The organism is Ruegeria sp. YTSC230 (assembly GCF_059609665.1).
This window is the reverse complement of record NZ_JBXWMC010000001.1, coordinates 49,545-75,631: the sequence shown is the minus strand read 5'-3', so window position 1 is coordinate 75,631 and position 26,087 is coordinate 49,545. Positions and strand designations below refer to the sequence as shown.

Annotated in this window: 23 protein-coding genes and 1 pseudogene; 4 read left to right on the top strand and 20 right to left on the bottom strand. The window is 53.5% G+C overall.

The window, feature by feature from the left end; all coding sequences use genetic code 11:
• Window positions 1-160: 160 nt before the first annotated feature.
• Together AC2FD9_RS00330 and AC2FD9_RS00325 are read right to left on the bottom strand one after the other, a co-directional pair.
• Window positions 161-682, bottom strand: coding sequence for a GNAT family N-acetyltransferase (locus tag AC2FD9_RS00330; RefSeq protein ID WP_496834813.1), 522 nt, complete (start codon window positions 680-682; stop codon window positions 161-163).
• Window positions 683-691: 9 nt separating this feature from the next.
• Window positions 692-949 (bottom strand): YjhX family toxin, encoded by a 258-nt coding sequence (locus AC2FD9_RS00325; protein WP_496834812.1) that lies wholly within the window; start codon window positions 947-949, stop codon window positions 692-694.
• An 817-nt stretch (window positions 950-1,766) separates the two neighbouring features.
• On the opposite strand from AC2FD9_RS00325, the pseudogene AC2FD9_RS00320 reads away from it, so the two are divergent.
• A pseudogene (locus tag AC2FD9_RS00320) lies at window positions 1,767-2,524 on the top strand (IS5 family transposase).
• 485 nt (window positions 2,525-3,009) lie between these two features.
• Here AC2FD9_RS00320 and AC2FD9_RS00315 read toward each other — a convergent pair.
• Window positions 3,010-4,689, bottom strand: a complete 1,680-nt coding sequence (locus tag AC2FD9_RS00315) for a BCCT family transporter (RefSeq protein ID WP_496834811.1) — start codon at window positions 4,687-4,689, stop codon at window positions 3,010-3,012.
• Window positions 4,690-5,053: 364 nt separating this feature from the next.
• Between AC2FD9_RS00315 and AC2FD9_RS00310 the strand changes: the two genes are divergently transcribed.
• Window positions 5,054-5,986, top strand: coding sequence for a LysR family transcriptional regulator (locus AC2FD9_RS00310; RefSeq protein ID WP_496834810.1), 933 nt, complete (start codon window positions 5,054-5,056; stop codon window positions 5,984-5,986).
• Window positions 5,987-6,122: 136 nt separating this feature from the next.
• Here the strand turns inward: AC2FD9_RS00310 and AC2FD9_RS00305 are convergent, their stop codons facing one another.
• The 6 genes from AC2FD9_RS00305 to AC2FD9_RS00280 form a co-directional block, all read right to left on the bottom strand.
• Window positions 6,123-7,880: an adenylate/guanylate cyclase domain-containing protein gene (locus tag AC2FD9_RS00305; RefSeq protein ID WP_496834809.1), complete on the bottom strand. Its 1,758-nt coding sequence runs from the start codon at window positions 7,878-7,880 to the stop codon at window positions 6,123-6,125.
• Between the two features lie 355 nt (window positions 7,881-8,235).
• On the bottom strand, window positions 8,236-9,222 hold the full coding sequence (locus AC2FD9_RS00300) for a zinc-dependent alcohol dehydrogenase family protein (RefSeq protein WP_496834808.1): 987 nt from the start codon (window positions 9,220-9,222) through the stop codon (window positions 8,236-8,238).
• Between the two features lie 41 nt (window positions 9,223-9,263).
• A complete protein-coding gene (locus tag AC2FD9_RS00295) occupies window positions 9,264-10,109 on the bottom strand; it encodes an enoyl-CoA hydratase/isomerase family protein (RefSeq protein ID WP_496834807.1) in 846 nt (281 codons plus the stop codon).
• A 92-nt stretch (window positions 10,110-10,201) separates the two neighbouring features.
• Complete coding sequence (locus tag AC2FD9_RS00290) at window positions 10,202-10,990, bottom strand: SDR family NAD(P)-dependent oxidoreductase (RefSeq protein ID WP_496834806.1); 789 nt, start codon at window positions 10,988-10,990, stop codon at window positions 10,202-10,204.
• Between the two features lie 12 nt (window positions 10,991-11,002).
• Window positions 11,003-11,968, bottom strand: a complete 966-nt coding sequence (locus AC2FD9_RS00285) for a TIGR03571 family LLM class oxidoreductase (RefSeq protein ID WP_496834805.1) — start codon at window positions 11,966-11,968, stop codon at window positions 11,003-11,005.
• Between the two features lie 12 nt (window positions 11,969-11,980).
• Complete coding sequence (locus tag AC2FD9_RS00280; RefSeq protein ID WP_496834804.1) at window positions 11,981-12,355, bottom strand: hypothetical protein; 375 nt, start codon at window positions 12,353-12,355, stop codon at window positions 11,981-11,983.
• A 107-nt stretch (window positions 12,356-12,462) separates the two neighbouring features.
• On the opposite strand from AC2FD9_RS00280, the gene AC2FD9_RS00275 reads away from it, so the two are divergent.
• Window positions 12,463-13,374: a LysR family transcriptional regulator gene (locus AC2FD9_RS00275; protein WP_496834803.1), complete on the top strand. Its 912-nt coding sequence runs from the start codon at window positions 12,463-12,465 to the stop codon at window positions 13,372-13,374.
• 241 nt (window positions 13,375-13,615) lie between these two features.
• Here AC2FD9_RS00275 and AC2FD9_RS00270 read toward each other — a convergent pair whose 3' ends face one another.
• From AC2FD9_RS00270 to AC2FD9_RS00235, 8 genes are all read right to left on the bottom strand, one after another.
• Window positions 13,616-15,988, bottom strand: coding sequence for an autotransporter family protein (locus AC2FD9_RS00270; RefSeq protein WP_496834802.1), 2,373 nt, complete (start codon window positions 15,986-15,988; stop codon window positions 13,616-13,618).
• A 324-nt stretch (window positions 15,989-16,312) separates the two neighbouring features.
• Window positions 16,313-17,179 carry an NAD(P)-dependent oxidoreductase gene (locus tag AC2FD9_RS00265; RefSeq protein ID WP_496758085.1) on the bottom strand — a complete coding sequence of 289 codons (867 nt, stop codon included), beginning with the start codon at window positions 17,177-17,179 and terminating at the stop codon, window positions 16,313-16,315.
• 409 nt (window positions 17,180-17,588) lie between these two features.
• Window positions 17,589-17,921, bottom strand: a complete 333-nt coding sequence (locus tag AC2FD9_RS00260; RefSeq protein ID WP_282168681.1) for an NIPSNAP family protein — start codon at window positions 17,919-17,921, stop codon at window positions 17,589-17,591.
• A gap of 136 nt (window positions 17,922-18,057) precedes the next feature.
• The gene (locus AC2FD9_RS00255; RefSeq protein ID WP_496834801.1) at window positions 18,058-18,480 is read right to left on the bottom strand and encodes a DUF6653 family protein; all 423 of its coding nucleotides are present in this window, start codon (window positions 18,478-18,480) and stop codon (window positions 18,058-18,060) included.
• 171 nt (window positions 18,481-18,651) lie between these two features.
• A complete protein-coding gene (locus AC2FD9_RS00250; protein ID WP_282168683.1) occupies window positions 18,652-19,755 on the bottom strand; it encodes an alpha/beta fold hydrolase in 1,104 nt (367 codons plus the stop codon).
• Between the two features lie 386 nt (window positions 19,756-20,141).
• A complete protein-coding gene (locus AC2FD9_RS00245) occupies window positions 20,142-20,330 on the bottom strand; it encodes an outer membrane beta-barrel protein (protein WP_496834800.1) in 189 nt (62 codons plus the stop codon).
• Between the two features lie 44 nt (window positions 20,331-20,374).
• Window positions 20,375-20,632 carry a hypothetical protein gene (locus tag AC2FD9_RS00240; protein ID WP_496834799.1) on the bottom strand — a complete coding sequence of 86 codons (258 nt, stop codon included), beginning with the start codon at window positions 20,630-20,632 and terminating at the stop codon, window positions 20,375-20,377.
• Window positions 20,633-20,777: 145 nt separating this feature from the next.
• Window positions 20,778-21,473 (bottom strand): hypothetical protein, encoded by a 696-nt coding sequence (locus AC2FD9_RS00235; protein WP_496834798.1) that lies wholly within the window; start codon window positions 21,471-21,473, stop codon window positions 20,778-20,780.
• Window positions 21,474-21,669: 196 nt separating this feature from the next.
• Between AC2FD9_RS00235 and AC2FD9_RS00230 the strand changes: the two genes are divergently transcribed.
• Window positions 21,670-22,395 (top strand): TetR/AcrR family transcriptional regulator, encoded by a 726-nt coding sequence (locus AC2FD9_RS00230; RefSeq protein ID WP_496834797.1) that lies wholly within the window; start codon window positions 21,670-21,672, stop codon window positions 22,393-22,395.
• Between the two features lie 460 nt (window positions 22,396-22,855).
• Here the strand turns inward: AC2FD9_RS00230 and AC2FD9_RS00225 are convergent, their stop codons facing one another.
• The 3 genes from AC2FD9_RS00225 to dctP form a co-directional block, all read right to left on the bottom strand.
• Window positions 22,856-24,256, bottom strand: a complete 1,401-nt coding sequence (locus tag AC2FD9_RS00225; protein WP_496834796.1) for a TRAP transporter large permease — start codon at window positions 24,254-24,256, stop codon at window positions 22,856-22,858.
• An 11-nt stretch (window positions 24,257-24,267) separates the two neighbouring features.
• Window positions 24,268-24,900, bottom strand: coding sequence for a TRAP transporter small permease (locus AC2FD9_RS00220; protein WP_170716593.1), 633 nt, complete (start codon window positions 24,898-24,900; stop codon window positions 24,268-24,270).
• Between the two features lie 68 nt (window positions 24,901-24,968).
• A complete protein-coding gene (gene dctP, locus AC2FD9_RS00215; protein ID WP_496834795.1) occupies window positions 24,969-25,979 on the bottom strand; it encodes a TRAP transporter substrate-binding protein DctP in 1,011 nt (336 codons plus the stop codon).
• Window positions 25,980-26,087: the final 108 nt, after the last annotated feature.

Sequence of the window (26,087 nt, the reverse complement as noted above, 5' to 3'; positions counted from 1 at the left end):
CGGCACGCGGCAACGTCTGCTTTGACGTCCCACTGACTGCTTATGCGGGAACCGGACCTTGAATTGAACAGGACCTACGTCCGAGTTGCGGACAAACCAAACATTCAACTTGATAAATTGAATGTCTGGTTATTGCTTGAATTAATAATGAAATATGCTTTCATCCGTGCTGTGATGTGTCCCACCAATGCGAGTGCATGAACGGCGTGATCGCAATCGTTTTACCGCTCAGTTTTTCGACTGAGCCTGCAGTCAACTCAAGCGCCATCCATGCTTCAGGGGCTGTCAGGAGGTCTGGATACGGCGTCTGCTTGTCGGTCGGGACAAACCCAAACCGGGGGTAGAACGTCGGCACGCCCAACACGAACACAGCGTCCGTTCCAATGGACTTGAGGTGGTCTATACTGGTTTCCATTATCTCCTTGCCAACACCACGGCCTTGATACACTGGCGACACCCCGCATGGTGCCAGCAAGTAGCATTTTGTGTCAGGGTGGTTTTTGAAAACAAACGGTGTGAACAACACGTTGCCAGCGATCTTCCCATCGCGTTCCGCACTGATCGAGATTGTCTTCGGTTGGTCGAGAAAGTCTTTCGCGAGCTGGGCTATTTCTGCTCCCTCAGCCTCGCCAAACGCATGTCTGTGGACTTCCTCGATGGCTTCGATCTCTGAGTGGTTCATAGTTCATTCCTATCTTTGGTTCATTTGCGCACGAACGGATTGGTTCCCCAAATGCGTAATCCGGTAGGAGCCGCCATTTTTCGATTTGATGAAGCGCTTGTCTTTGAGACGTTTGAATACGTCCATCGTGCAGGCCGAGAAGGCAAAGCCGTCACGAGTATAACACTGAACGGATTGTACCTTTCCGTTGTCGGCGCGCACGTATTTGATCTCACCACCTAAGGCGAGTTCATGCAAAACACGTTGCTCGTGCTTTGAGATGTTCATTGGGATGTCTCGATTTTACGAAAGTACAGAAACAGGACACTCAGCGTTGCGCGTGAGTGTGCCTATCAATGTTGGTGTTCCTGTATTTGCTTCGCCAGGAACGGGCGTTAGGCCCGGGACTCTTTCATAAAATCTCCATAACGAGAGGCGACCTGCCTCAAGCGTGCGATGCACTTAGTGTTCGATCCAAGAGCCGTCAATATATGTGTGTAAAAAACTATATCCAAGCAATGCAGATAAACCGACATTCGTCCGAGCTGAAGCATCCGGAAGAATGGGCCCGAACCAGACCTTCGATGAGGCCGATGGAAACGGCCGCTTTCAAGGGCCGTTTGCCTCCTTCGGAATTTCGATGGGAGAGGCGAGATTCGCCGACCACGAACGGTGGCGGCATGCGAATTAATCCTGAAATTTGGAGTGCAAAGTTACGGTTGAATCCGAGTGCACAGTTTTGGGTAGCAACGCCGAATCTTCCCGGCAATTTCGTGCGCTGCAGTGCAGCGTTATGCGCGTCCCTACAACTTATTGTAGGTGCGCCCATAGCTTTGCATTTCGCCTAAAGGTTTGCGTCTTTGGCCCAAAGCTTTGGGCGCAGCGACCGCCCGTTGTTTCTTGAATTCGAAGCTGAATGCTCGCAGGACTAATTTTTGACTAGCTCCTGGCTCCAGCCGCCATTCCGGTAAAGCTTGCAAAGCCGCCGCTTCTTGGCCAGAGCGGCCATGCCTGATCCTAGAACTGGACTGAAGGCTGCTAGGGTCAGGATGCATTGATTTTCGGTGTGCAAAATGACTCATGGCTCCCAAAACGGAGCGGTGACATGAGCGATCTTCATAGGCTAACCGACGAGCAGATCGCCAAGCTCGTCCCATTTTTCCCGAAGTCGCACGGCAAGCCCCGGGTTGATGACAAACGGGAGTTGAGTGGGATTATCTTGATCAATCACAATGGTTTGCGCTGACGAGATGCCTCAAAAGAATACGGATCTCACAAGACGCTTTATAGCCGATGGAAGCGTTGGAGCGAGAAAGGCATCTTAGCGCGGATCATGGCTGGTCTGGCCGCCGTGCATGGCGAAGAGAAGACAGTCATGATTGACGCGACCTATCTAAAAGCACACCGCACTGCGACCAGTATTGTCGCGAAAAAAAGGGGGCGCGACCATCTGATCGGTAGAACCAAGGGCGGTATGAATACCAAGCTGCATGCTATATTTGAAAGCCAAGGGCGCCCGCCCAACCTGTTCGTTACCGCCGAACAAGTTAGTGATGGCACCGGTGCTCGGGCTCGGCTCAGCAGTATATCAAACGTGGATTGGCTGCTCGGGAATCGCGGCTATGACGCCGATTGGTTTCGAGAAGCGCCGAAAGACAAAGGGATACGTGCCTGCATCCCCGGGCGAAAGCAACGCAAGACGCCGGTCAAGTACGACAAACGCAGATACAAGCGGCGAAACCGCATCGAGATTTTTTTGACAGGCTCATGTATTGGAGGCGCGTGGCGACACGCTATGGCCGTTGTCCCAAGGTCTTCCTCTCAGCCATCGCACTCGCGGAAACCGTCATATACTGTTTATGAATCCGGACCCTAGGTCTCGTCATGTCAATTCCTCATGTAGAATTTCAGGCAACCACCGCAGGCCGAAATTAATCTCACGTATAAGAATTGCGGACTTTGCACCCGATCCAGAGACTGTATTAAATTCAAAATAAGTCGCGAAAATAGAGCGCTTGCACTCTCCTCAGTCAGCCACCCGGTGCATCCGAACATCTGCCAGCCGTGACGCTTCTTTCAGCGATTGGTTCGAGCCCAAAGTTCAAATTGCTTCTCGACACACTAAGGTCTGCGATGCGCAGAAAGCGGACTTTGCAAAGTCACGTGTCACAGTGCCACCTGCCCAGTCAGGACGGTCAAAAGCCGACATTCATCGCTCGGTACACTCCACAGTTCAGATACCCCATTCCAGCCGTTTACGATCGCATAGCAAATTTCAAAATGGATAAGTGTGTCGTGGAAAATGAGGCCCCATATGTTAACCAGGGCCTCATTGTTTTCTGCGATGCCTATTCAGCTGGCATCGTCGAGGTTTCCGGATCAATTGTCGAAGCAACGCCTGCGGCCTCGCGCCGACCATCATTCCAGATTGCCTTGATCAAAGCGATGCACATAAGAGCCATCACGATCGAAAACGGCAATGCCCCAATCACCATTGCAGTCTGAATGGCACCGGTGCCGCCTGAAATCAGCAACCCTCCAACAACCAGAGCCAGTGCAGCACCCCAGAACATGATGTGCGGGCGTGCCTTGGGACCTTCGTCGCCTGCAGCGTTGATCGTATTCACAATCAAAACGGCAGAGTCAGCCGAGGTGACCAAGAAGGTCATCAGTAGAACAACGATGACCACCGCCATAGCCCAGGCCAGCGCTTGAGCAATCGGAGCCAGCATGAATTCTGTCATGGCAAAGATTTTGTCGCCATTCGCTGCATCCAGGATCACGCCGTTCGCATTGCCATTCAATTCCAGATCAATCGCTGTGCCACCGGCCCATGCAAACCAGACAAAACACATCAGCGAAGGAACGATCATTGCACCCAGCACAAACTCTCGGATCGTACGACCACGAGAGATGCGGGCCAGGAACAGTCCAACGAAAGGTGCGAACGCAATCCACCAGGCCCAGTAGAATACTGGCCACCAGCCTTGCCATTGGGCAAGCAGGAAGGATTCCGATCCTTCAACGCCATCAGATGCATAAACGTTAAAGCTGAGCCACGGCAGAGCGACCAGATAGTCCCAAATCCCGACGAAGAAAGCACTTGCGCCAAAGAACGTGGCACCGAAGATGATGAAGAAGCCCAGCAGGAATATCGACAACACCATGTTGATGTTCGACAGCCATTTGATGCCCTTGCCAACACCGGACAGCGCCGACAATGTCGAGGCCCCCATGATAACCAAAAGCGCAACAACGATCCCAAGCGTGGTCGCCGAGCCATCGGCATGTGCCAACCCGCCAATACCGATCCGTGTCAGACCCGCAACGAACTGCTCAACCCCGAAACCCAGAGTTTGAGCAACGCCGAGGATCGTGGCAACAACAGCCACAATATCGATTAGATGACCTAGGTTACCGGACAGCGCCTTGCCAAACAGCGGCGTTAGCGATGATCGGATCGTCAATGGCAGCCCGCGGCGGTAGCTGAAGAACGCCAGCGCGAGGCCTGCAATGGCGTAACACGCCCAAGCACCGAGGCCCCAATGGAGATAGGACCAGACATAAGCGGTACGAACGTTATCCGCCTCGAGCGCGGTTGTGACGCCCTGAATGACCGACGGGTTATTTTTGAAATGCGCGACAGGTTCCGCAACGGCCCATGTCAGCATTCCGACCCCGATCCCGGCGCCAAACATCATCGAAAACCATGAGAAGTTCGAGAATTCGGGCTTTTCACCTTTCACACCCAGGTTTAGCCGCCCTGCTGTGGGCCAGATTGCCAGCCCAATACAAACGATAACAAAAGCTGTTACGACCCAGATGTACCAAGCGGCAAATTGAGCCAGAATGGCCGCGTTCCAATCGCCCAAGACCCTGCCAGCTTGTGTAGGCCACACAATACACCAGACCACCAACAAACTGATTATGATCTTACTGATTACCGTCACGTTGACGCTGAACCCCCGATAAAAACCGTTGTCAGCGGTTTTGATCGGAAGTTCCGATAGTGGAGGCTTAACTGCCATATTCATTTTCTCCCTATTGCTGATCAAGCAGATTGCAAGATCAGATTGCTGTGGCTTGAGTGTTCATGCCCTGATTGGAGCAGCCGAAAACCGTGCCGCCCAGCCCGGGCCAAAAAAGCGGCAGATTAAACTCTGCATGCACGGTCTGTTGAATGGTAATCGCCCCTCCGTGCAGACGAGGCACTACATCCAAAGATGCCGTCAGCGATCTTGCCCACCTGCATTGCCATTGCAGGCTGAACTGTCCGGTTGCGTCTGTGGTCTGTCATAACTCGGTCCCATATTTTTCTAACCGGGTCGAAAAAACATCCTTTGACAAAGTTTTTGGTACATATTCGAGTGGTTTTGCAGTAGCTCAGTAATTATGAGTGACATTAACCATGCTAATATCAACCTCAGCCGTAACCTTGTTGCGCTCTATGCGTTTGAGACGGTCGCAAAACACGGGAACTTCACAAGTGCCGGAGAAGCGCTTGGCTTGACCCAATCCTCGATCTCTCAACGGATCAAAGGCTTGGAGATCGATCTGGGCGTAGTACTTTTCAAACGAGAACACCGAGGCGTTTCGCTAACGTATGAAGGGCTCAGGCTTCTCAACGTGGTCAAACCAGCAATGACACAAATGGGCTATGCGGTTGGTTCATTACTGGAACGTAAATCCAAACCAAGGGTTCGGATTTCTGCCGACTTCGCCTTCTCTACGTTCTGGTTGTTACCGCGTCTGGCCTATTTACGTGAGGAACTTGGGGATGAGATTGAAATTCAAATTCTGGCATCTACTGTGCCTCCTGGCGTGGACGACCCGGATTGCGATATACAGATCCATGTTGCACCCAGGAGTCAGATCAAGCCTGGTGAAATTCTATTATTGGAAGAAATCGTCGCGGCAGTTTGCAGCCCCCAGCTATTAGAAAAGATAACACCAATTCGCTCTTCGACAGACCTACTGGACGTTCAACTTCTAAGTTTGTCAAAACCCGCCACCGCCGAGTGGCAAACCTGGCAGGGATGGTTTGATAACCTGGGCATTACAGGCGAAAGAAAGAAAAACTACATCAGCTTTAACAACTACGACATGGTCACACAGGCTGCTTTGGCAGGAGATGGCGTCGCGTTGGGTTGGATCGGCCTAATTGATGGCTTGCTCAACAATGGTTCGCTTGTGAAAGTCACAAATGACGTAGTCATAAGCGACGCTGGCTACGTCATGTCGCGGGACCCAGCCAATTTGGGTCGCGGTCCTCGCATGGTTTTCGACTGGATCGCGGACCAGGTTTTCTCATCGCCTTCGGCATAGTGCCCTGCATCGGCAGTGAAATCACATCTATCTTAGTCGATACTGTGCCTGATCCAAGTTTCCGATTTACATATGAAAGCACCGCGCAATTTCCTGGCAGCCTAAGCAATCTTCTGATCTCTGCAATACTGCGACGTTATTCTGGTAGACCCGCTTTTAGCATAGCATCCGCCCAGAACTTGCGCAGGGCGTCAGTCTTGTAGACGGTGTGGCCGGTATAGGTTTGAACTGAAAATTGCGGATCGATGGAAAGAACGGCCTCTACCGCTTTCTTGGCGTTTTCAGTGTCATCAAAATCAGCGTGGATCGCGGCCATACGGACTTGGCACAACACGGTGCCAGGCAGGCGGGTTTCCAAGTGCCGGTAAACCGTTCTTGCCTGCTCCAGCTGCCCTAATCCGCGATAGGCATCCCCCAAATGGCTGAAATACCAGTCTGGGCTATAGGGCGACAGCCGAATGGCCTTTCGCATGCTGTTCAGGCTTTCCTCAAATTCACCACAACTATTGTACGCAATTGCCAGCATGGCATGAGAAAGCGAGACACTGGGTTGCCGTTCGATAGCTTCGTTGCAGAAGGCTTTGGCTTCATCAAAACGAGATTGGTTTGTGAAAATATACCCTTGTAGTGCATAGACATCAGCTGAGACATCGTTCCTCTTTAACAATGCATCGCAAATTGACTGGGCCTCGTCAGTTGACGCCTTTGGGTCTAGATGGAACCCAAGGCGGGCACCAGCTTGCAACGCCCACCCTAGGCCCGTTTTGAATGACGAGTTCTCGGGGTCAAGCTCAACTGCTTTCCGGTAAAGCTGAATCGCGGAAAGGTTCCCTTCTTTTGTAAATTTGTATTGTTCACTGATGCCACGCATCATCAAGTCCCACGCCTCAAAGTTAGGCGCTTGATCAGCCCAAAGTCTGAGCTCTTGCCCGTGTGTAAGGTTGACCGCCAATGAAACGGAGATTTCGCGTGTGATTTCATCTTGAACTGCAAAAATATCTTCAATCTGACGGTCATACCGGTCGGCCCACAAATGCGAGCCGGATTGACATTCAATAAGCTGCCCTGTGATGCGAACCCGCTGCCCTGCCTTTCGGACACTCCCTTCAAGGACGAAACGAACACCTAATTCCCGTCCGACCTGTCTTACATCGACAGACCTTCCTTTGTAGGCAAATGTCGAATTGCGCGCCATCACGATGAGACCATTGATATGCGACAAGGCAGTGATGATGTCTTCGGTAATTCCGTCCGCGAAGTATTCCTGCTCTGGGTCGCCTGACATGTTTTGAAATGGCAGGACAGCGATTGAAGGTTGGTCCGGCAACTCCAACCGCTCACCTGTCAGAACTTCGTAGAACTCAGGTGACAGGCGCGCCGGGTCGAGATCGATGTTGTAGGCCCCAATCTTATGTTCGATGTTTTTTAAGTTTTGCTCGCCCAGATCCCTGAAACTGCCAGAGACCTTTCCTTTGATCTGACGGTATACATCTTCGGAAATGCAGACGCCTCCAGGTTCTGCGATTGCTTCCAATCTTGCGGCCACGTTGACGCCTTCCCCAAAAATATCGGAGCCTTCGGAAATCACATCTCCCAGATGAATACCGATCCGCAACTGAATGGGTTGCCCGTGGGGGGCGTCAGGTTCTCGGTCCTGCATAGCCCGTTGAATGGCGACAGCGCAGTCCGCCGCGTCGACCACACTTGTGAATTCGGCCAACAGACCATCGCCCATCAACTTGACAATTCGCCCACTGGAATCGCGTATTTGGGGTTGAACCAATTCAGAAAGCAGAAGGTTTAGACGCCGAATTGTGTTTTCTTCATCACGCCCCATGAGGCGTGAGAAGCCGACGACATCGGCTGCCAATATCGCCGCAAGTTTCCGCTTCACAGTCAGCCCTCCGCGAAAAACACGTTAGAGGTAATACCCGTCGCGGTCTACATTCGTGCCACCCCTTAACGTTTGCTGTTCTATCGCGAAGACCCTTGTTGAAGCCAATAATAATATGGCCACCAAGGCTCCGTACGGCCTGAATTCAACTTTGGGGATTCGAAATCAAAGACCGCTTTGGACTGCCTATCGGTCGCTGTTACAGGGTGCAGTGAGCTTCAGCAACGGGCCCAAAGTAACCGATGCTGGAGTTTGCACTGAAGTCAGCTAAGCACTGAAAAGCGACATCAGTTGCAGCTCAAACTGAGTTGGTGCGCAAGGTCATCATACACGCACCAACCCCAACCGGATCAGATCATAGTTCCACAACGACTTTTCCGACCGCACCCCCATGCGTTAGATGCGCATAGGCGGCATCGACATTGCCCCACCCAAACTTCTGTTCGTCGACAATTGGCTTGAGCCTGCCAGAATCCACCAGATCCGCCAACGACCGCAAGATGTCTCCATGGGCTTGCCGCCCGACATCGTGCATCATTGGGATCAGCATGAAAACGACGTGCAGAGACAGACCTTTGAAATGCGCAGGCGTCAAATCAATCTCGACCATCGCGACCGTTGAGGCGACATGGCCATTGAGCCTGGCGGCTTCGAACGAGTTCGTCATGTTCGGCCCGCCAACGCTATCAAACACCACATCGAAGCCCACGCCATCAGTATGCTCGGCAACATAGTCCTCGACTGTTTGCGTTGTAAAATCTAAGGGACGCGCACCAAGACCCTCGATCAAGGACAACTGATCTGCGCCGCGGCCTGTCGCGGACACGTTTGCGCCAAGATGACGGGCGATTTGAACCGCGACATGACCAACGCCACCTGCACCGCCCTGAACCAGAACAGTCTGCCCTTCGCCAACACCGGCGCGGGTTAAACCTTCGTAGGCCGTGATGCCGACGAGAGGTAGAGCGGCGGCTTCCCGCATGCCCAGAGTCTTGGGCTTATGTGCAATCAGGCGGGCATCTGCATTGATGTACTGTGCCAGAGAGCCGGGAAGGTCCATCAAACCACCGGCGCAGCCGAACACCTCATCGCCTATGGCAAAACCTGACACGCCTTCGCCAATTGCGATGACCGTGCCAGCAAAGTCCATACCAAGCACAGCCGGCAATTTGGGGGACAGGGGCAGGTCCGCGCCCATGCTGTGGATCATTGTATCGACGGTATTGACGCTAGTCGCGGCCACTTTGACGACCACATGCCCAGGCATCGCGACCGGGTCGGGCACTTCACCAAGCTCGAACGGTGCATCGGGTCCGTAGGTATTTAAAACCATTGCTTTCATTGGGGTATTCCTTTTCTTCCGTGATGATTTGGTTCGGGGGATCAGTTGATGTCCTGCACCTGCATCACCAGATCGCCCCACTTGCGCTGGTTTTCGATGTCGTGTTCCAGACCTTGTTCATCTGCGATGGTGAACCGTTTGACCGCCGGAGTTTTGCTGGTGGCCTGATAGAGCCAATAGGCTTCGGCCTTCAGCGCCTCATCAATCGGTTTGTCGATGGATTCATAAACCATCTGTTTGCAGGCATTGATCGACTCTGCAGGGAATTGTGCGATCCGTTCGGCAAGTGCGGTCACATACGGGCCGATTTCATCCGGCTCCAGAGCCTTGTTGATGGTGCCCAAACGCTCTGCATCATCCGCGTCGTAGTCTTGCGCGCTCAGGATGATCTCAAGCGCTTTTCCAAGGCCGGTCTGACGCGCCATGCGCGAGGCGTCGCCGCCGCAGGGCAGGATACCCATGCCAACTTCCATCTGCATGAACTTATACTTTCCCCGCGCTGCAAAGCGCATGTCGAGGGCCAACGCCAATTCGTGCCCACCACCACGTGCAAACCCTTCCAGCTTTGCGATGGTTGCCTGCGGCACCTTACTGATCCGCTCGCAGACGGATTGCAGGTCCAAAAGCTGGGCGTCCTCGCGGGACACGGCCTCAGTCGACATGTCCTTGAGCAGGTCGGTGTCGTAGTGGCAGACCCAGATTTCCGGATTGGCAGATTGAAAGACTACGACCTTGGTATCGCGATCACGCTCCAGCCGCATGGCCAGACTGTTGAGATCTGCCAGCATTTCCTGGCCCTGCACATTCACGGAGCCAAAGTTGAATGTCACTGTAGCGATACCGTTCTCAAGGGCTACGTCAAAGGTTTGAAAGTTCTCGTATTTCATCAGGCAGTCCTTTCTTGGGCCTCGACGCGGCATGCGCGAGGGTCAGGGGAGAGTTAATGGTGGAAGTACGAGGCGCTTTCGCGCCGCGTTGGTCAGGCAGTCTGGCTGATCAAGCCTCTAATTGTGTTCATGACGTCTGCAACGTGACCTTTGTCCAGCGCCGCAGCATGCGGATTTGCGAAGGCTCCACTATCATTGTCGAAATATGCACCCGACGCACCAGCGAACTGCTCACCCAACGCCGCATCAACAAGAACATCAGCACCTATGCTCATGTCGTTCCCGGCAACGCCGAAGCCCTCTTTCACCATTTTTGAGGCCAATAGTGATCCGGGATTTACAGCGACCATAACCGGTGCCTCGGTTTGCGATCTCGCCCATTCCCGGGTCCAGATGGTGATAGCCAGCTTGCTTTGAGCATAGGCTTCCATATCCGCCAGCGGAACATTGCCTTGCATGGCCTTGATGTTCACCGGGGCCTGTGCTGCCGATGACAGATTCACGACCCGCCCGTCGGTGGGAATGATCGGCAGTAGCAATTCGGTCAAAAGGTATGGTGCGAGCGTGTTCACCACAAAGCGGATATCCTGCCCATTCTCAAGCACGGTTTGCGGGGCTTTCAGCACACCTGCGTTGTTGATCAATACATCCAACCTGTCATGTTCGGCCCGTATGCTTTCGGCCAGTTTTCGAACCGCGGACAGATCGCTCAGATCAGCGGCATAGGTTTCGACATCGCCTCCGACAGCGGCAGCTGCGCTCTCCAATTTGGGTACACTGCGACCATGCAAAAGCACTTTGTGCCCATCGGCGGCCAGCTTCTTTGCTGTGAGCAAGCCAATGCCGTCGGTCGAGCCTGTGATGAGAATAGTTTTGGTCATCGGTCTGATCCTTTAGGAAAAGTCAGACAGCAAAGTGTCTGCCAGGTGTTCGAGGGTTGAAACGATAGATGCTTGATTGAACCGAAGGTTCAGGGCGACGTGATTGACCCCGAGCGTTTCAACCTCGCGCAGATAGCTGCGAAGGAAATCGGTGCCAGACTGAAACCTAAGATGGATCGGACGCGGAGGCGCAGCGGGGTCGGCAACGACATCGACATAAAGCGACTGCATGACGGGCTTGTCCAGTTGGCCCGCTTCCCTAACGCGTCGTCGGTAATCCGCGATGACCTGCCCTTGGGCAGACGCATTGCGCGGATAGGTCATCCAACCGTCGCCGTTCTGCGCCACCCAATCGGGAGATTGCTGGCTACCGCCGGTAATAAGCATCGGCAGACGTGTGCCATGCGGCTTTGGCAATAGGTCAATACCGCCAGACAGCGTGCCCTGAGCGCTTTCATACTTGGGATAGGCCGTTCCAACCGCGCGAATGTAGTCAATGCAGTCGCGGAAACGTGCCCCTCGGTCGTCAAAGCTGTGGTTCATCGCCGGGTACTCCTCGGGGCGGTCACCTGAAGCAACGCCCAACAGCAACCGACCACTCGAGAGCATATCTGCGGTCGCCGCTGCCTTGGCCACATGCGCGGGGTGACGCAATGGCAAGATGACACTCGACGTTCCAAGCGCAATCCGGTCTGTCACTGTTGCCAGAGCACCCAGATAAACAAATGGATCGTAAACTTGTCCGGGATCACCAAAGCTTGGAACATAAAACGGCACGTCGCGCAACCAAAGTGCTGCAAACCCAAGTTCCTCGGCTTTCTGAGCCGCTTTCAGGTGCCCCCGTAGCGTCGGCTCTGCGTCGACGGCATAGGCTTCGAGAGGCAGCACAAGGCCAACGCTCAGTCGTCCGGGACGGAACACCCGGTTGTAGGCCACGTTGATCTGGGCAAACTCAGTAGGCTGCACTTTATCCAACATCTCTGGGTTCCTTTAGTAGAGCACCAAAGTACGGCTCTCGATGCTTTTGCGCGTTGCATGGGAGTCATCCGTCCGACCAGTGTGATCAAAAACTACAACCTCGCGCACGCCCAACCTGTCCGACAACGTCGCTGTCAGCTCAGCATCGTATACCGGTTTCCAAGCCTCTCCGGCAAAATCCCGAGCCTGCGTTTCTAGCGATATGAATTCAACGGCATCAGAGGCAAATGCAACTGTGTTGGTAGTCGCGCGGGTATCTTCCAGTGCAACAACCGCGGAGGTCAGTTCGGGGGACACCAGATTATCAGCAGTCCCGCCTGCATCTAGCTCAAATGCTTGCCGATAGAGTTTGTGAACGTGGTAGTTGACTGTGGCTGTCCGCGCCATTTGCGCCTCCTTCCCATGCTTCATTGCATCGATGAGAGGGATTTAACGTCAATCCAATTGCATATAAACTACCTATTCACGGATTGATAATTCGGGTTTACCACATAATGGGACTTGATACAGACGCGCTGCGATTATTTGTAAGAGCGGCAGAAATGTTGAACATCAGCGCGGCGGGGCGCGCATTTGGAATGGCCCCGGCCGTCTCAAGCGCAAAGCTCGCCAAGTTAGAGCAAAGCTTGGGTTCCGAACTGCTGCATCGCACTACACGCAAAGTGTCGCTGTCAGTTGAAGGTGCCGATTTCCTGCCTTTCGCCCGAGAAATCATCGCGCAGGAAGAGGCCGCACTTGCGGCTCTGGGCAAGCAGAAAACAACCATCAAGGGCACGTTGCGTTTCGCTGCGCCAAGCAGTTTTGCACAGCTCTACATTGCGCCAATCCTGCCTAAGTTCCTTGAACAGCACCCCGACCTCACAATAGATCTGCGTCTGTCGGATGTGCAGTTCGACCTGATCGAAGGAAGCTATGATCTGGCACTCAGGAACGCGCCACTTGTCGACAGCAGCCTTAAGGGTCGCAAACTGGCTGATGACCAGCGTATTCTTTGTGCCGCGCCGCACTACCTCGACACGCACGGCGTTCTCGAAACACCAGCCGATTTGACAAACCACCATCTGATCGCTTTCCAAAACCGACAACCGCGACCACTGACAGGACCGGCAGGCGAGAACGCCATTTTCGATCCCGCATCAGCCGAAGGTCAATTGATTATCGATGACGGTCAATGCCAGGTTCACGCCACATTAGCCGGAGCCGGTATTTCCTTGAACGCTCTATGGAGCGTGCACGATCAACTAAAATCAGGCCGATTGATACGGGTTCTCCCAAGCTTTGAGGCCAGCGAAGACAATGTCTTGTGGTTGATCTATCCCAAGTCCAACGTGCTGTCCCCCAAAGTGCGGGTGTTCATGGACTTTCTGGTCGCTGAGATTGGCACAAAGCCTCCTTGGGAAACATGAGTGCAAAGTAGGTCAAGTGCGCTTTCAGACATCCTGACGCCAAGGTCGGAGACTGGCGCTAAGCGGACATGGTTTATCCAATCGCGAAAGCCTGGTTTGTCCACACAGCAGCCGTACGCTGCAACTTGTTCGAATGTCCACGTTGCGGACAAAGCTGACGTCCACAGGGCTCATCGATGATTGCCGCAACAACTGTGGTCAACGTGTATGATGTCAAAAAAGAAACAACTGTGTAACGAAATCAGAATCGAACACTAAGATTTGCCCCCAAACCATGTTCTTGACCATTTGAACGTACCGAATAGCCGTATCCTGCTGTTAGTCTGGCTTGCTCGGATATTTGATACCCTAGCCCCAACCCGAGAACGAAGCCGTTGGCTCCTCGGTTTTGCCCGACCTGTGTAAATGTCCCAAATATCGGGCTTGTAACCGTGACTTCATGCTCACCATCCTTGTTGGCAAAAAAGTCGTACTCGTAGCGAGCAAAGGCAATTGGGGTTAGCACACCATTGTCACTCAAGAAGTCCCGTTGATAGTCGACGCCAATCGAGGCGACCAAAGACTCTGCATCCGCTTTTTCAATTGAATAGTTGAAATCGCCGCCTCCGGTTTCTGTTCCAGAGCCTTGTTGGATGCGCCCGTAGTTTAGTCCGAAAACCGTGGAAACTCTTGCGCCACTGTCCAGATTATACAGCTTCCGTGCCTGGATACCGGCATGAATGCCTTCTTGGTCCAAATCCGACTTTGCCTCGCCTCCCGTAAACCCATCTACAGATGGGTTATTCCGCTTGGCGTCAGTTTCACCGAACATGTAACCGATTAGCCCGGAGAACTCCCACGTTCCGGTCGTTGTACGCCCGTAGACGCCCGCGTGATAGCTGTCGGTCGAAAAGTCCTGATCAACTTGATCGTGCTCATCCATGGAGGACGTCCCGAATCCTGCGTACACGCCAACGACCCCTCTTTCCGAACTGAAGACATCCGCACCGACCAAAATAGTGCCGAGCGAATAGTCGAATGTCCCGAGGCCGTTACTTCCATCAACGTCCCCGCTCACATAGGCCGTGTCGATCCACCAGCGCCGATCAGAGCAGTCGATTGCGTCACTAGGGCTGTGGACCGTGTCGATGCCACCTGATGCAACGGGTCTGTTTTGATTGTTGAAACCAACTGCTTGATATTTGCGGCAGTCAGCATGGCTCAGAACCGTGTTTGTTATCAGGTCTAGTTGCTCAAGCCCAATAGTCAGGTTGGAGGAATAGGGTTCCGCATGCACGCGATTAAACCCAGCCAGACCTGAATTGGTGAGCGTGTTGACAGCGGCACCAATTGTTGAACCGCTACTGAGTCCCGTCCCCGGTGATGTGTTTGTGGTATTAGCAACCGCTCCAGCGAGGTTGCTGGCGTTTGGCGAACTGGTAACCGCCGGGTTCTGCGGTAAGCTTGAGACCGGTTGTGCAGTGAATGCAATGTCGACCTGACCATCTGCCGTGGGCGTATTGGCTATCGTAAGGTTAGACAAAGCTGGCAGAGATCCACCTGCAACGAGCGTCGGTGAGTCTCCATCAAAACTTGAAGCTCGAAAAACAGTATAATTGTTGCCGGCAGCGTAGTCTTGCGCAGTCAGGCCGGGCCGAGCAGCTTCGACTTGTATGGTAGCTTTGTTGATACCAGTGACTGCGTCTGTTGACGAAACCAGATCCGCATTTTGTGCCGCTGTGGGGTCGACTTCCGACAAAATCGTCGACCCTGCATCGAAGGAAATTGCACTATTAATATTCAACGTCCCAATCGAGGAGCCCGGTGAAAGAACAGCGCCATTTCTCACGTTGAAATTGAATGCGTTCACGGTGCCGTTGCCGGCCAGAGTACCAAAGTTATCAAAATCGACCGTGGTCAGACTGCTGGATGCATCGAGTCGTAGCGTTGTGCCGCCACCTATCACCATATCGCTAGTGGCCGACATCGAACTGTTGGTCAGAGTAAAATCAGACGCTTCAGCAACTCTTGTCTGAATATTGAGCACACCAAAAGCGATTTCTGTCGCGTTAGTGACTGTCAAATCATCGTAGGTCAATGGAGTATCTGACTGGAAGTAAACCTCTGTAGGATCAACATCGCCACCGTTTGTAGGTGCAAATGTCATGGATCGTCCTGATCCAATCGAAGTCCCTACAATATTGACTCGTAGTGTGCCGTTGATTTGCGTCGTCAAGGCCTCCCGTGAAACAAAGTCGCCGCTCCCAGCCGCTACATCGACGTTCAACAAAGTCAGTACCGATGCTCTGTCTGGATTTTGACTCTGCCCCGGGACATAAAGCTCAATTTCCCCAGAAGGCGTTATGGAAGAATTACCAATCAGAAGCGCCGTGATGGGTCCGTTTGGAATTGGCAGGCAGGTTTTCACAGTAGAAGATATCGTCTGCCCGCTAAGAATAGTCTCTGTTCCAGCAGTGTATTCGTCACGGGGAGCACCAACTTCGACGCAAGATTGCGAACTTTGGGCCCAGGCATCGCCCGGCAATAGCAAATAAGCCAAGGCACCCAACGTGGAACGAGAGACAATTAAGCGCTGAGCGTACCTTGCTGAATTTGCCGGGTCCTTTGTTTGCATTAGCGTTCTCCCCTAACTACACAAGTGAGGCTACACCCGTTTTTGATATGCAGTGCACTTTTTTTAAATATTTTGGAAAAGTCGAACGATTGACTGCTTTGGGCTCAAAGCAGACGTTTGCTGCAGGCGACATGAACGACTGCCGGGCGGGACAATGCTGCCGATAAGTCAGTTTGTTGGAACGCGTGGTAACAGCCCTTAGCCGACATCCATCGGCTTGTCTCGATGCTGCAGTCGCAACCCGCATAGCTGCCGTTCGTCGCGCGTGCGAAATCCTGTAGAACGGTAACTCACAGTCTGCGGACGCAGCGGACAATTGGCGCCTCAATTTTTACGAAGCGCTTTGATAATTGCTGCTGTTTCCTGTTTTCCAAAGCCAGCGTCCTGCGCACGTTTGACCCAATTGCGCATTACAGTCGGTAGTTCAGTGTTGATACCCATGGAAACAGCGTGATCGTACAAACCGGTGACCGCCTCTGCTGCCACATCAACTGATGCGCCGCCGCCAGAAATCTCGTCGAAAGAGCCTGCATGGATTGCTTCGGTTAGAGGAATAGCCCTGTCACCAGGCGGAAGGATGGACGTGAACTCAGACACAGGTAACCCCTCGGCTTCGCAGACAAGCGATCCGTGTATACTTCCAAAAATTATGCCAAGGAGTCGCGAAAGAAACGCAAGCTCCAATGTCGCTGCCGAGCGGACGTTGGAACCCAAGTAGCGTAAATCGCCGGCGAGTACGTCAAGGTCTGCTTTGCTATCAGAAAATGCGATTTCGTCTCCTGCGACCGCTATCCGGCCGGTTGACGTTCCGATGTCGCCTGGCCAACACATGATCGTGCCGTCAAGGTAACCTGCGCCCCAATTGTTAAATTGCTTTTTACTGTCCTCAGATTCTTGCGGCGACGAAGTGCCAAGCTGAATAATGTCGCTACCGACGGCAGCCTTTGAGACTGGAGGAGTATCAAAAAGAGCGTTTGTGGTTGAGTAGTTGAGAAGGCAGATCAATGTCCTAGGGCTTGCCGAAATGGCCTCATCCAATTCATCGGCACCCCGCGCACCCCGCTCCACCAAGGGCTCTATTTTGTCTTGCGTGCGGTTCCAGACGGTAACATTACGCCCGGAGTCCAAGAGCGCGGTTGCCAGAGCAGTTCCCATTGCGCCCAGTCCAACAACTGTAATGTCGCTTGTCATTCCCCATTCCCCCATTGTGCCCCGCTTACCAACCGCAAGCCTGAAAACGATATCACGGATGACTGAGAAGAGCCGGGGAATCTAATTTTCCGTTTTGAGCTCGCTGCTGACCTCGGTGCCCTTGCAGCAAAGCCCCCTGCCCCGCCAATAGCTGATCACGAGGGCGGCCCACAGCAGACATTCAGCAGCCAGCCGAGAAGCTGCGGTCGCAGCCCTCTTTACTTTCGAGATCTAATGCCTTTTTCGCTTCCGGTTAATTGGGTGGGTATTGGCGTCGCTAGTTTGCCGTCCGATCAAGGTCTGTTTTGGATCATCGCCACCCACTGCGCACCCGCCAGTGGCTACAATCGGTGCTGTGGAACGTGTCTTGTTCTCTTCTGTCAGCCCTTCGGATTGTGGGCCCCGGAATTTAAAGGGATACGCCACCGCCGAAATTCTCAAACCCGTTTGTTGTTTCGGTTACATCCGCCTCGAAGTGGGCGATTAAGGGCATTACCAAGGGCTCGATGTGCTTGTTCCATACGGGTCCCTTGTAGAAACTATCTTTGATCCTGTCTCGTTCCTCGAGCGACGAGAATGCCCGCATCCAGTGGACTTTGTCCGGATTGTCCAAATCTCGCAGGGGGCCAAAGACCAGCATCCCGGCGTCTCGCAATGCAACACGGTTCTCTTGTTCAAAGAACTCTATAAACTCCTCGCGACGTCCGGGTTTTAGTGTGTAGCGGCGAACTTCGATAATCATGTGTGTAACCTGATTGTTTAGAATATTCTCTTGGGTGAAGCCTGTTGAGGCTGATCCTCGCCGTGCCACCCATCGTACCCTTGAATGATGCAAGAAGCTCAGAACATTCCGATTGATGGAAGTGTGGTGCCATAGCTCAACTTCCAACTGTCAGATCATCTAGAGTTCCACCGTCGCGCACGAAGTCGCTCCAAACCCAGGCCATGCGGTCCACAAACCACATCTTGCCACCTGAGATCACAACTATGCCGAGGCAAGTGAACCCCAGATCGAACGCCCAAAGGCCGTATGCAAAAGGCACCAGACCCATACTACTGGCGAAGGCAACTGCATTTGCGGCGCGTTTATGATGAGCCGCAACCTTATCGCGGTGCCGCAGCCAGACACGCTCGCCAAGAACACCGTGCGCGGACCAACTGTCGAAAGTCTCCGGCCGCGAAAAAACGCGTGGGTTGGTCCATATCCAGACAAGAACGACGCCGACCGCAAGCCATGCCCAAAAATCAATCCATGCTCTGCTCCAGATTGCCAAGCCCATAAGCGGCAGGGGTGTCAACACAGGGGCCAGACGGACCAAGGGTTCGCATGCCGCAGCCAAACCTCGTCCTTCATGCCCATCAGGCGTTCGGAAAATCGAGCGATGTCCATCTTTGCAACTCCTTGATCCACCTCTCCGAAAATGGGAGGGGTAGGATTGATTGAACTGTATGACGACGCGCCGTACCGCTCGTCAGTTGGTAGGCGTCTGGTTTCTTATTTGAACCAGGGCTTCAGCCCAGGCAATGGGTTGGTCGTACATCACCATATGGGCGGCGCCATCGATACGGGTAAAACTCTTCGCTGGAGCCTTGAGGTGTTTGTAATACTCATGTGCCAGATCTGCCGGGGTGTTCTGGTCTTCTGCTCCAGTTATGAAGTGGACCGGTAGATCTAGGACCGGGTGCGAGGTGACGAGGTCGTATGCACCAACGATCTCGGGCTGTTCAATTGCTGTGCTCGATAGCTCAAGACCGCGGAGATAGTTCTTAACCTGTGCGTCCGTGTAGTAGGGGCTCCGCCCTTCTAGCACATAGGAGAGATAGCGATCCCATAGCCCTTCGGTATGAAAGTCTCCGGCTCCGTAGTCTGCTAAAACTTCACGCTGAACGGTGAGATCTGCCTCATCAAGTGCATCGAACGGCTCAATCGCCTTGAGTTTCCGCTGAGTTTCAGCATCGCCGCGAACTTCTGCCTGATCCAATGCCCACTCAAAGCCCATGTTCATACTGCTTACCCACGCGACACGCTCTGACGTTGGGATGAATGCGTGATAGGGTGAACTATTTTCTGCGATAGTCATGAAACCTAGCGCGCTGCCCCAGGAATGACCGGTCAGGAATATTTTTTCTTGCCCAAAGCGGTCGCGTAAGAGGTTGGTAAGTTGAAGTGTATCCGCCACCAACTTGGATGGCGCGATGCCTTCTATCGTGAGATCTTCGTTGAATGAACTTCCGGCTCCGCGTTGATCCCAATGGACAACGACAAAGCTCTCTTCCAGCAAGGGCGTGTGAAACAATTCGACCCAGGGCATCACGGCACCACCCGGACCTCCGTGCAAAAAAAGCAGCACCGGTTGGGACAAATCACAAGTGCGAATAAGTATCGTTTGTTCAATTCCGCCAAGAACAACTACTTCCTGTGAAACGAAACTTCCGAAACACTTTTTGGCTGCAACATCTTCACCGCTGCGCGTCACGGTAACTTCTTGTCGATCCTGGGCAAAAGACCATCCAGCAACGATGGCAACACAAAATGTCAGTAGTAAGAGAAGGCGTCGAAGTTTGAATGAGTACATTGCTCGCTGTCCATTGGATTATTGCATTGCGGTGGCGTCTCGAATTCCGTTGCGACCTGATCTCAATACCTCAGGTAGAGATTGGGCTCGCGCTCGTGATATTCTGGGAGGCCAACATCGCGACGCATGTGATTAGACAGGAATGCCAGCTCCCCATGTTTGGGCAAACGCGGGAAAACAGGACCGCCCATAAACGCTGGGCGTTTCGAGACCATAAAAGAAAGATAGCCGAGCCAAGCTTTCACTTTAATTGGTCCTAGGTGTAGCCGTTCATTCTTTAGAGTCGATACTTTAGTCACCTGGCGCCTCGTCGAAATTTGAAGGTGGTAAAATAGTGGGGAACCGTTTGAAGTCCCCGCCATTTTCGAAATCTCGAATGGCTACAGCTAGAACTTGTAGGACACCCGAAGCGCGACAGATTCAGCCGTGATATCATCACCCGGCGTGTCATATGTGTCTCGTAGGTATTCAAGACCAACCAGAACCCTGTCCGTCGCACGATAGGCCACGCCAAAGCCAGCAGAATAGCCGTCTTCGCTCGTGGATCCGCCATCGATGTTCGCGTAACCAATCACGCCATAAAGGTATGTCCGGCCAATTACATGCCCGCCTTTGAACTTCAGGCGTACAGTATCGACTTTTTCGGCTTTCCCTCAGCACCTGCGTCATAAGTAAGTTCACCACCAATTATGTAACCGTCAAAATCGTGAAGATAACCAGCATGGAGACCGAGGGCCGCATTTCCGTTGTCGTTGTTGCCCTCGGAGACATCGATTGTGGATAGCTGCAAACCGGCGTTGAAGCCGGTCCAGCTTTCATTTGCCAAGGACAAAGTCGGCATCATGGCAGCAAGCGCAATCTTCGTGATAGTCTTCATTTTAAAGGTCCGTTCTTTTGGTTGTGTGGAAAGGCGATCTGAACGCTGGCCATACGTGATGCGCCAGCGGGAGTGATTTTCCGTTAGTGGGGGTATTGGAATTACCGCTTTCCGGTTTCCGTCCAGCCGTGATCCAAAACTTTGATTAGAAGATGGGTTTGGGTTTACTGGTCATTTGAAGCAGTTTCCCTGATTGGTCATATCGGGCAGTGACCAGTACCCGACGCGCGTGTGCCACCTCTAGCGGGCCACCCACAACTTCCCAAAGCCCGAAGGTAAAAAGATCCAATGTTCCATGACCTGCTGCTCGCGCAAGGTTCGGTTTTGTCCTGGGCTCAACATCATAGACGGCCACCCAGTCTCCATTGGCTTGTTGCTGCAATTCATCGGGTGAGCCCAACTGGCGTTCAACATTGAACCGGGTGGCCTCCTGGCTAACGACGCTCAGATCAGGGCCATCTCTGCCTGTCGCCGCCATGTTGGCGGCACATCCACTCAGAGCGGCACCACAGATGAGCGCGACGAACGCTGAACGTACAAACTGAACTGAGTTGGCAATGCGTCGTATAGAAAACCTTCGACTTCGACTTACTTCAAAAGATGCCGGGTTCTCCGGACCCTGTGGTTTGTGGCGTTTTTTCATAGCCTTTCCATATCCTGATTGAATTGTGCGTTGCTTTGGGGGCTTCTGCTTCGAGCTTGTCGGGGTTATCACTCGTAGTGCCACACACTGCTTCAGGCAATTTGTGATCAGAAACCCGAGCAATTCGCGAGTACCCGTCAGGCGCGACATTCGACGCAACTCGGGTGGTGAAACATTCCCGCAGACAAGAACAATCATGGCATTCAATCCTGCATAGTGAGCGCAACTCAACCGGGTCCACAAAGCACTATCGCTTGCGGAATTAGGCTGCGTAAACGCATCGTTAAACTAGGGTTGGCAGGCGAATTGCATTGCTCTGCCAGGCGAGTCGAGGTACAAACCGACCACGGGTCTGCATTTACAGACCGCCGGTCGGTTTGCAAGGGGAAAGTGTATGAATTCTACGACGCGAAAGAACATGCCGCCCGAAGAACGGCGTGCTCAGCTGCTGGGATGCGCGCAGATGTTGTTCTTTTCCAAAGGCTTCGAGGATACCACCATACAAGATGTGCTGGATATGGCGAGCGTCTCGAAGGGCGGATTTTATCATCACTTCAAATCTAAAGACGAGTTGTTGTTCGGTGTATTGGACGGAATGGCAGAGGGTGTAACGTCGCAAATGGCTGTTGTTGCCTCTGATGAGATGTCCTCTGCGCTTGACCTGTTGCACAGCTTTACCCACCTGCGGGCTAACTACTTACGCGAACATGACTACCCAGGTCAGGTCGAATTTTTCAGGGTCATGAATCAGGACAAAAACATAGTTCTGCTTGAACACTTCAAGCGCAGGGTCAGAACTGGCGCCATGCCCGTCCTGATCAGGATTATTCAGAAAGGCTGTGATGAGGGCACGTTTACCGTTGCGGATGTCGATACCGCCGCAGAACTCATTTTGTTCCTAAGCAACTTCATTGATCTCGCGCTGTTGCGCGCGATTGAAGTACGGGGATCTGACACAGCCGATCACGCCGCAGAGAAATTACAGGCGGCAATCGACATGCAGTTTCTCACGCTCGACCGCATTTTGGGATTGCCGGATGGGACAACGAATTTCGGCTGGCCAGAAGCGGTGGAGGCTACCATGGAAACTGTGCCTGCAACTCCTCCGTCGGCAAACTAATCTGGTCTAGTCAGCGATTACCTCGTGCAGCATTCGGTAAAAAGGGCTCGATGCTGACCTCGGTGCCGTTGCGGCAAAGCCCCCTGCCCCACAAAAACTGACGTGGGGACAGCCAATTGCTGCCTTTCAACTGATCACATCGTCGCTGCGCTGCGCCCCGTCGAACCTGCCGTTCGCTGCGGGTGCAAAACCTGAGGCTGGCCAAACTTGCTCAATGCACAACAAGTCGAAATCTCGCTGCGCGTTAGCCCAATATCTGCATTTTCAAATTCGCAGACAACTCATGCTTCGTCGGATCAAAATTCCGAAAGCCAAAGGGCAACTCAAATTGACTGTCCGCATACGACTCAGTCGCCGTATTTGAAAAGCCTCGCGAGATTTTTTCTTATGTCATGATGTTCGAACGTTCAGTAGATTTCAAAAACAAGCGTGTTTCGACCTGTAGCAATTCCCATAACGTTCAAACCTGTCCAGGCAACCAAAGAACGATCGCCGGGAAGGCAACGAGCATTGCGATCGTCGCTGCATCCGCCAGAAAGAAGGGTGTTACCCCTTTGAAAACATCTTGGACGCTTAGGTCATCGCGCACGCCGGCGACGACAAAGCAGTTCAATCCGATCGGTGGCGTAATTAGACAGAACTCCGCCATTTTTACGACCAGAATACCGAACCAGATTGCACACATCGGGCCGGACATCCCGAAGGTACTGTCGGCCGCACTTACGGCCTCGCCACCGTTCAGAGACATGACCGCGGGATAAACAACCGGCAACGTCAGCAACAACATTCCGATCGCATCCATGAACATGCCCAGAACGGCATAAGCCAGAAGGATGCAGATCAGGATCAGCATTGGCGACATCTCGAGCGAGACGATCCAGTCGGAGAACGCGATGGGCAGCTCAGCAAAACCCAAGAACCGGACGTAAACTAACACGCCCCAGATGATGGTAAAGATCATGACGCTTAGCTTGGCCGTCTCCAGCAACGCGTCTTTAAGTTCGGACCAGCGCATGCCCTGATATAGCGCCATCAGAAAGACAACGAAGGCACCGATTGCGCCACCCTCGGTTGGCGTGCCCCAAGCATCGCCTCCGAATGGGTTGTAGACAAAGAAGATGATGGTAACGACGACAAACAAGATAGGCAGTGCGGGCGGAAGAGACATGAAACGCTCTTTCCATGTAAAGCCTGAGACTGCGGGACCAAAGTCTTTGATCACAACAGCCATGCCAATGATCAGCAAGCCATAGATCACAGCCGAGAACATGCCCGGGATGAATCCCGCCAACAGCAGTTTGCCCACGTCCTGCTCGACGATAATCGCGTAGATGACCAGAATGGCCGAAGGCGGAATGAGCGAGGCAAGCGTACCGCCTGCAGCGACGACACCTGCAGCAAAACGCTTGTCGTAGCCGATCCTCAGCATCTCGGGGATGGCGATACGGGCGAACACAGCGGATGTGGCGACCGAGGCCCCGGATACCGCCGCAAACCCAGCTGTTGCGAAAACGGTCGAAACCGCAAGCCCACCGGGGACCCATGCCAGCCAACGCTTTGCGGCTTCGAACAGTGCTTTGGTCAGGCCCGCGTAATAGGCGAGGTAGCCAATCAGGATGAAAGTCGGGATAAGGCTCAACGCTTGGCTTGAAATCTTGGAGTGCGGCACCTGCCCCGCTGTTTTGACAGCCACAGTCACTGCCTTGCCGAACCGCGCCGGATCATACCCGAACTTGGCCCAGAAGATCCAGATCAGACCAACCATGCCTGCTGTCGCGGCGGCAAAGGCCACGCGCATCCCCAGCACCACAAGAACAAGCATACCGCCCGTGACGATCAGGCCAATATCAATGGGTTCCATAAGATTTAACCTCAGTTGTCGTGGCCCGAGACGTGCTCGGCTTCCATTGCAGCTTGAGTGGCTGCATCGGCTATTAGTGGGACGGCAATAGGTGCTTGATCGGGATGCCGGATCGCGCGCCCATAGGCCCAGAGCTGTAGGGCAAGCCTTAGGCAAAGCACGCTAAAGGCGACGGGGGCCAACAGCTTTGCGGGCCACAACGGGATACCTATGTCGATAGAGCTGTCGCGGCTCCAGAGTGGCGCACCAAAGTCAAAGCTACGTGCGAAATGCGCCCAGCTCCCCCAGATCAGCAAGACGATCAGCGCCAGAATGACAGCTGTCGTGATGAACTCAACGATATAGAGCGTCCGGCCTCTAAGCGCTCCAACAACCATGTCCATTCGGATATGACCGCCATCACGCTGCGCATAGGAAATTCCCATGAAAGCGATTAACGGCATGGCCTGCTCGATCCAGTCCACGTAACCAGGAAGTGGCGCATTGGCGAAATTCCGACCACCAACGGAGACTACGGCCATGACCATCAGCGAGAAAACTGCAAGACCGCTGATCAAGGCCAGAAAGCTCTCCAGTTTGTAGAGATGTTGATCGAGAATGCTGAGACGGCTGTCGTCAGACAGCACCTGGGATGACCCGGCCATCGTTGTACTCCGCTGTCAGGGGAAAGGGCACCCGACGCCAGCTTGGCCGACGCCGGGTTGTGAGTGGATTAGCTGCCGTTTGCGATCTTCCCAGTCACAAGGTCATAAAGCTCTTGTGCTGGCAGGCCACGCTCGGTGTTTTCTGCAATCCAGGCCTCGGCCGCGGGGGCGGCAGCGGCTTCTTTAAACGCCGCGACTTCTTCATCGCTGAAAGTGACCCGTTCGATGCCGCGTTGATCCAGCTCAGGACCCCACGCTTCCATCGTTTTGGTCTGGTAGTGGCTCACATAGTGATCCAATGCCTCCTCCACCGATCCCAGCAGAGCTTCGCGGTGTTCGTCAGATAAGTCTTCCAGCGCCAGCGAGTTCACCACGACTGGGCAGTTGACGGTGCCGGGGTTGAGGTTCGTCGTCCACCACGTGCCATTTTCAATGGTGCCGAAGGACATATGTGCGTGTGGTGCAAAGCTGACAGCTTTGACGATGCCGCTATCCATGGCCTGACGCACTTCGGACGCAGACATCGAGGTCGGAACTGCTCCAACCGTCTCCATCGCTTTACCGATGCCGCCGGTGGCGCGCACACTCAGACCTTCGAAATCGGTTAAGGATTTCGGCGCGTCACCGACGCCAACAAGGTTGTATTGCGGCAGCGGAGACGGCATCAGCAGAGTCGCGTCCCAGCGTGCCAAATCCTCGACAACTGCCGGGTGTTGATAGACAGCCCTCGACAGGTCAATTTCCTGTTCCAGCGATGTCACGCCCAGAAACGGCAGTTCCAGAACGGTGATCGAGGGGTTCTTGTCGCGGTGGTAGCCAGCGCAGAACTGGGCCATTTCAAACGCACCAATCGAAATCCCATCGAGATTTTCTTTGTTCTTCGACAAGCCGCCATAGCTGATGTTGAGCGTGAACTCGCCGCCCGTCTTTTCGTTCACCAGTTCGGCGAGTTTCTCGACGTGTTCGGTAAAGGCACGACGCTTGCCCCACAAGGAAACGTTCCATTCGACAGCTAGTGCTTCGGATGCAACGGTCAGCGACAGGGCGGCGATGGCCGCCCGGTTAAGATGTTTGCGCATAATGGCTCCTCCCAGATCACGCAATGTGTTTGGGCAGAGTATTCAGGATGCGCAGCAGCCTGCCTATGAAGGAAAATGCGCGTGAAGTTTCGGAGTCCCTGCGGATAT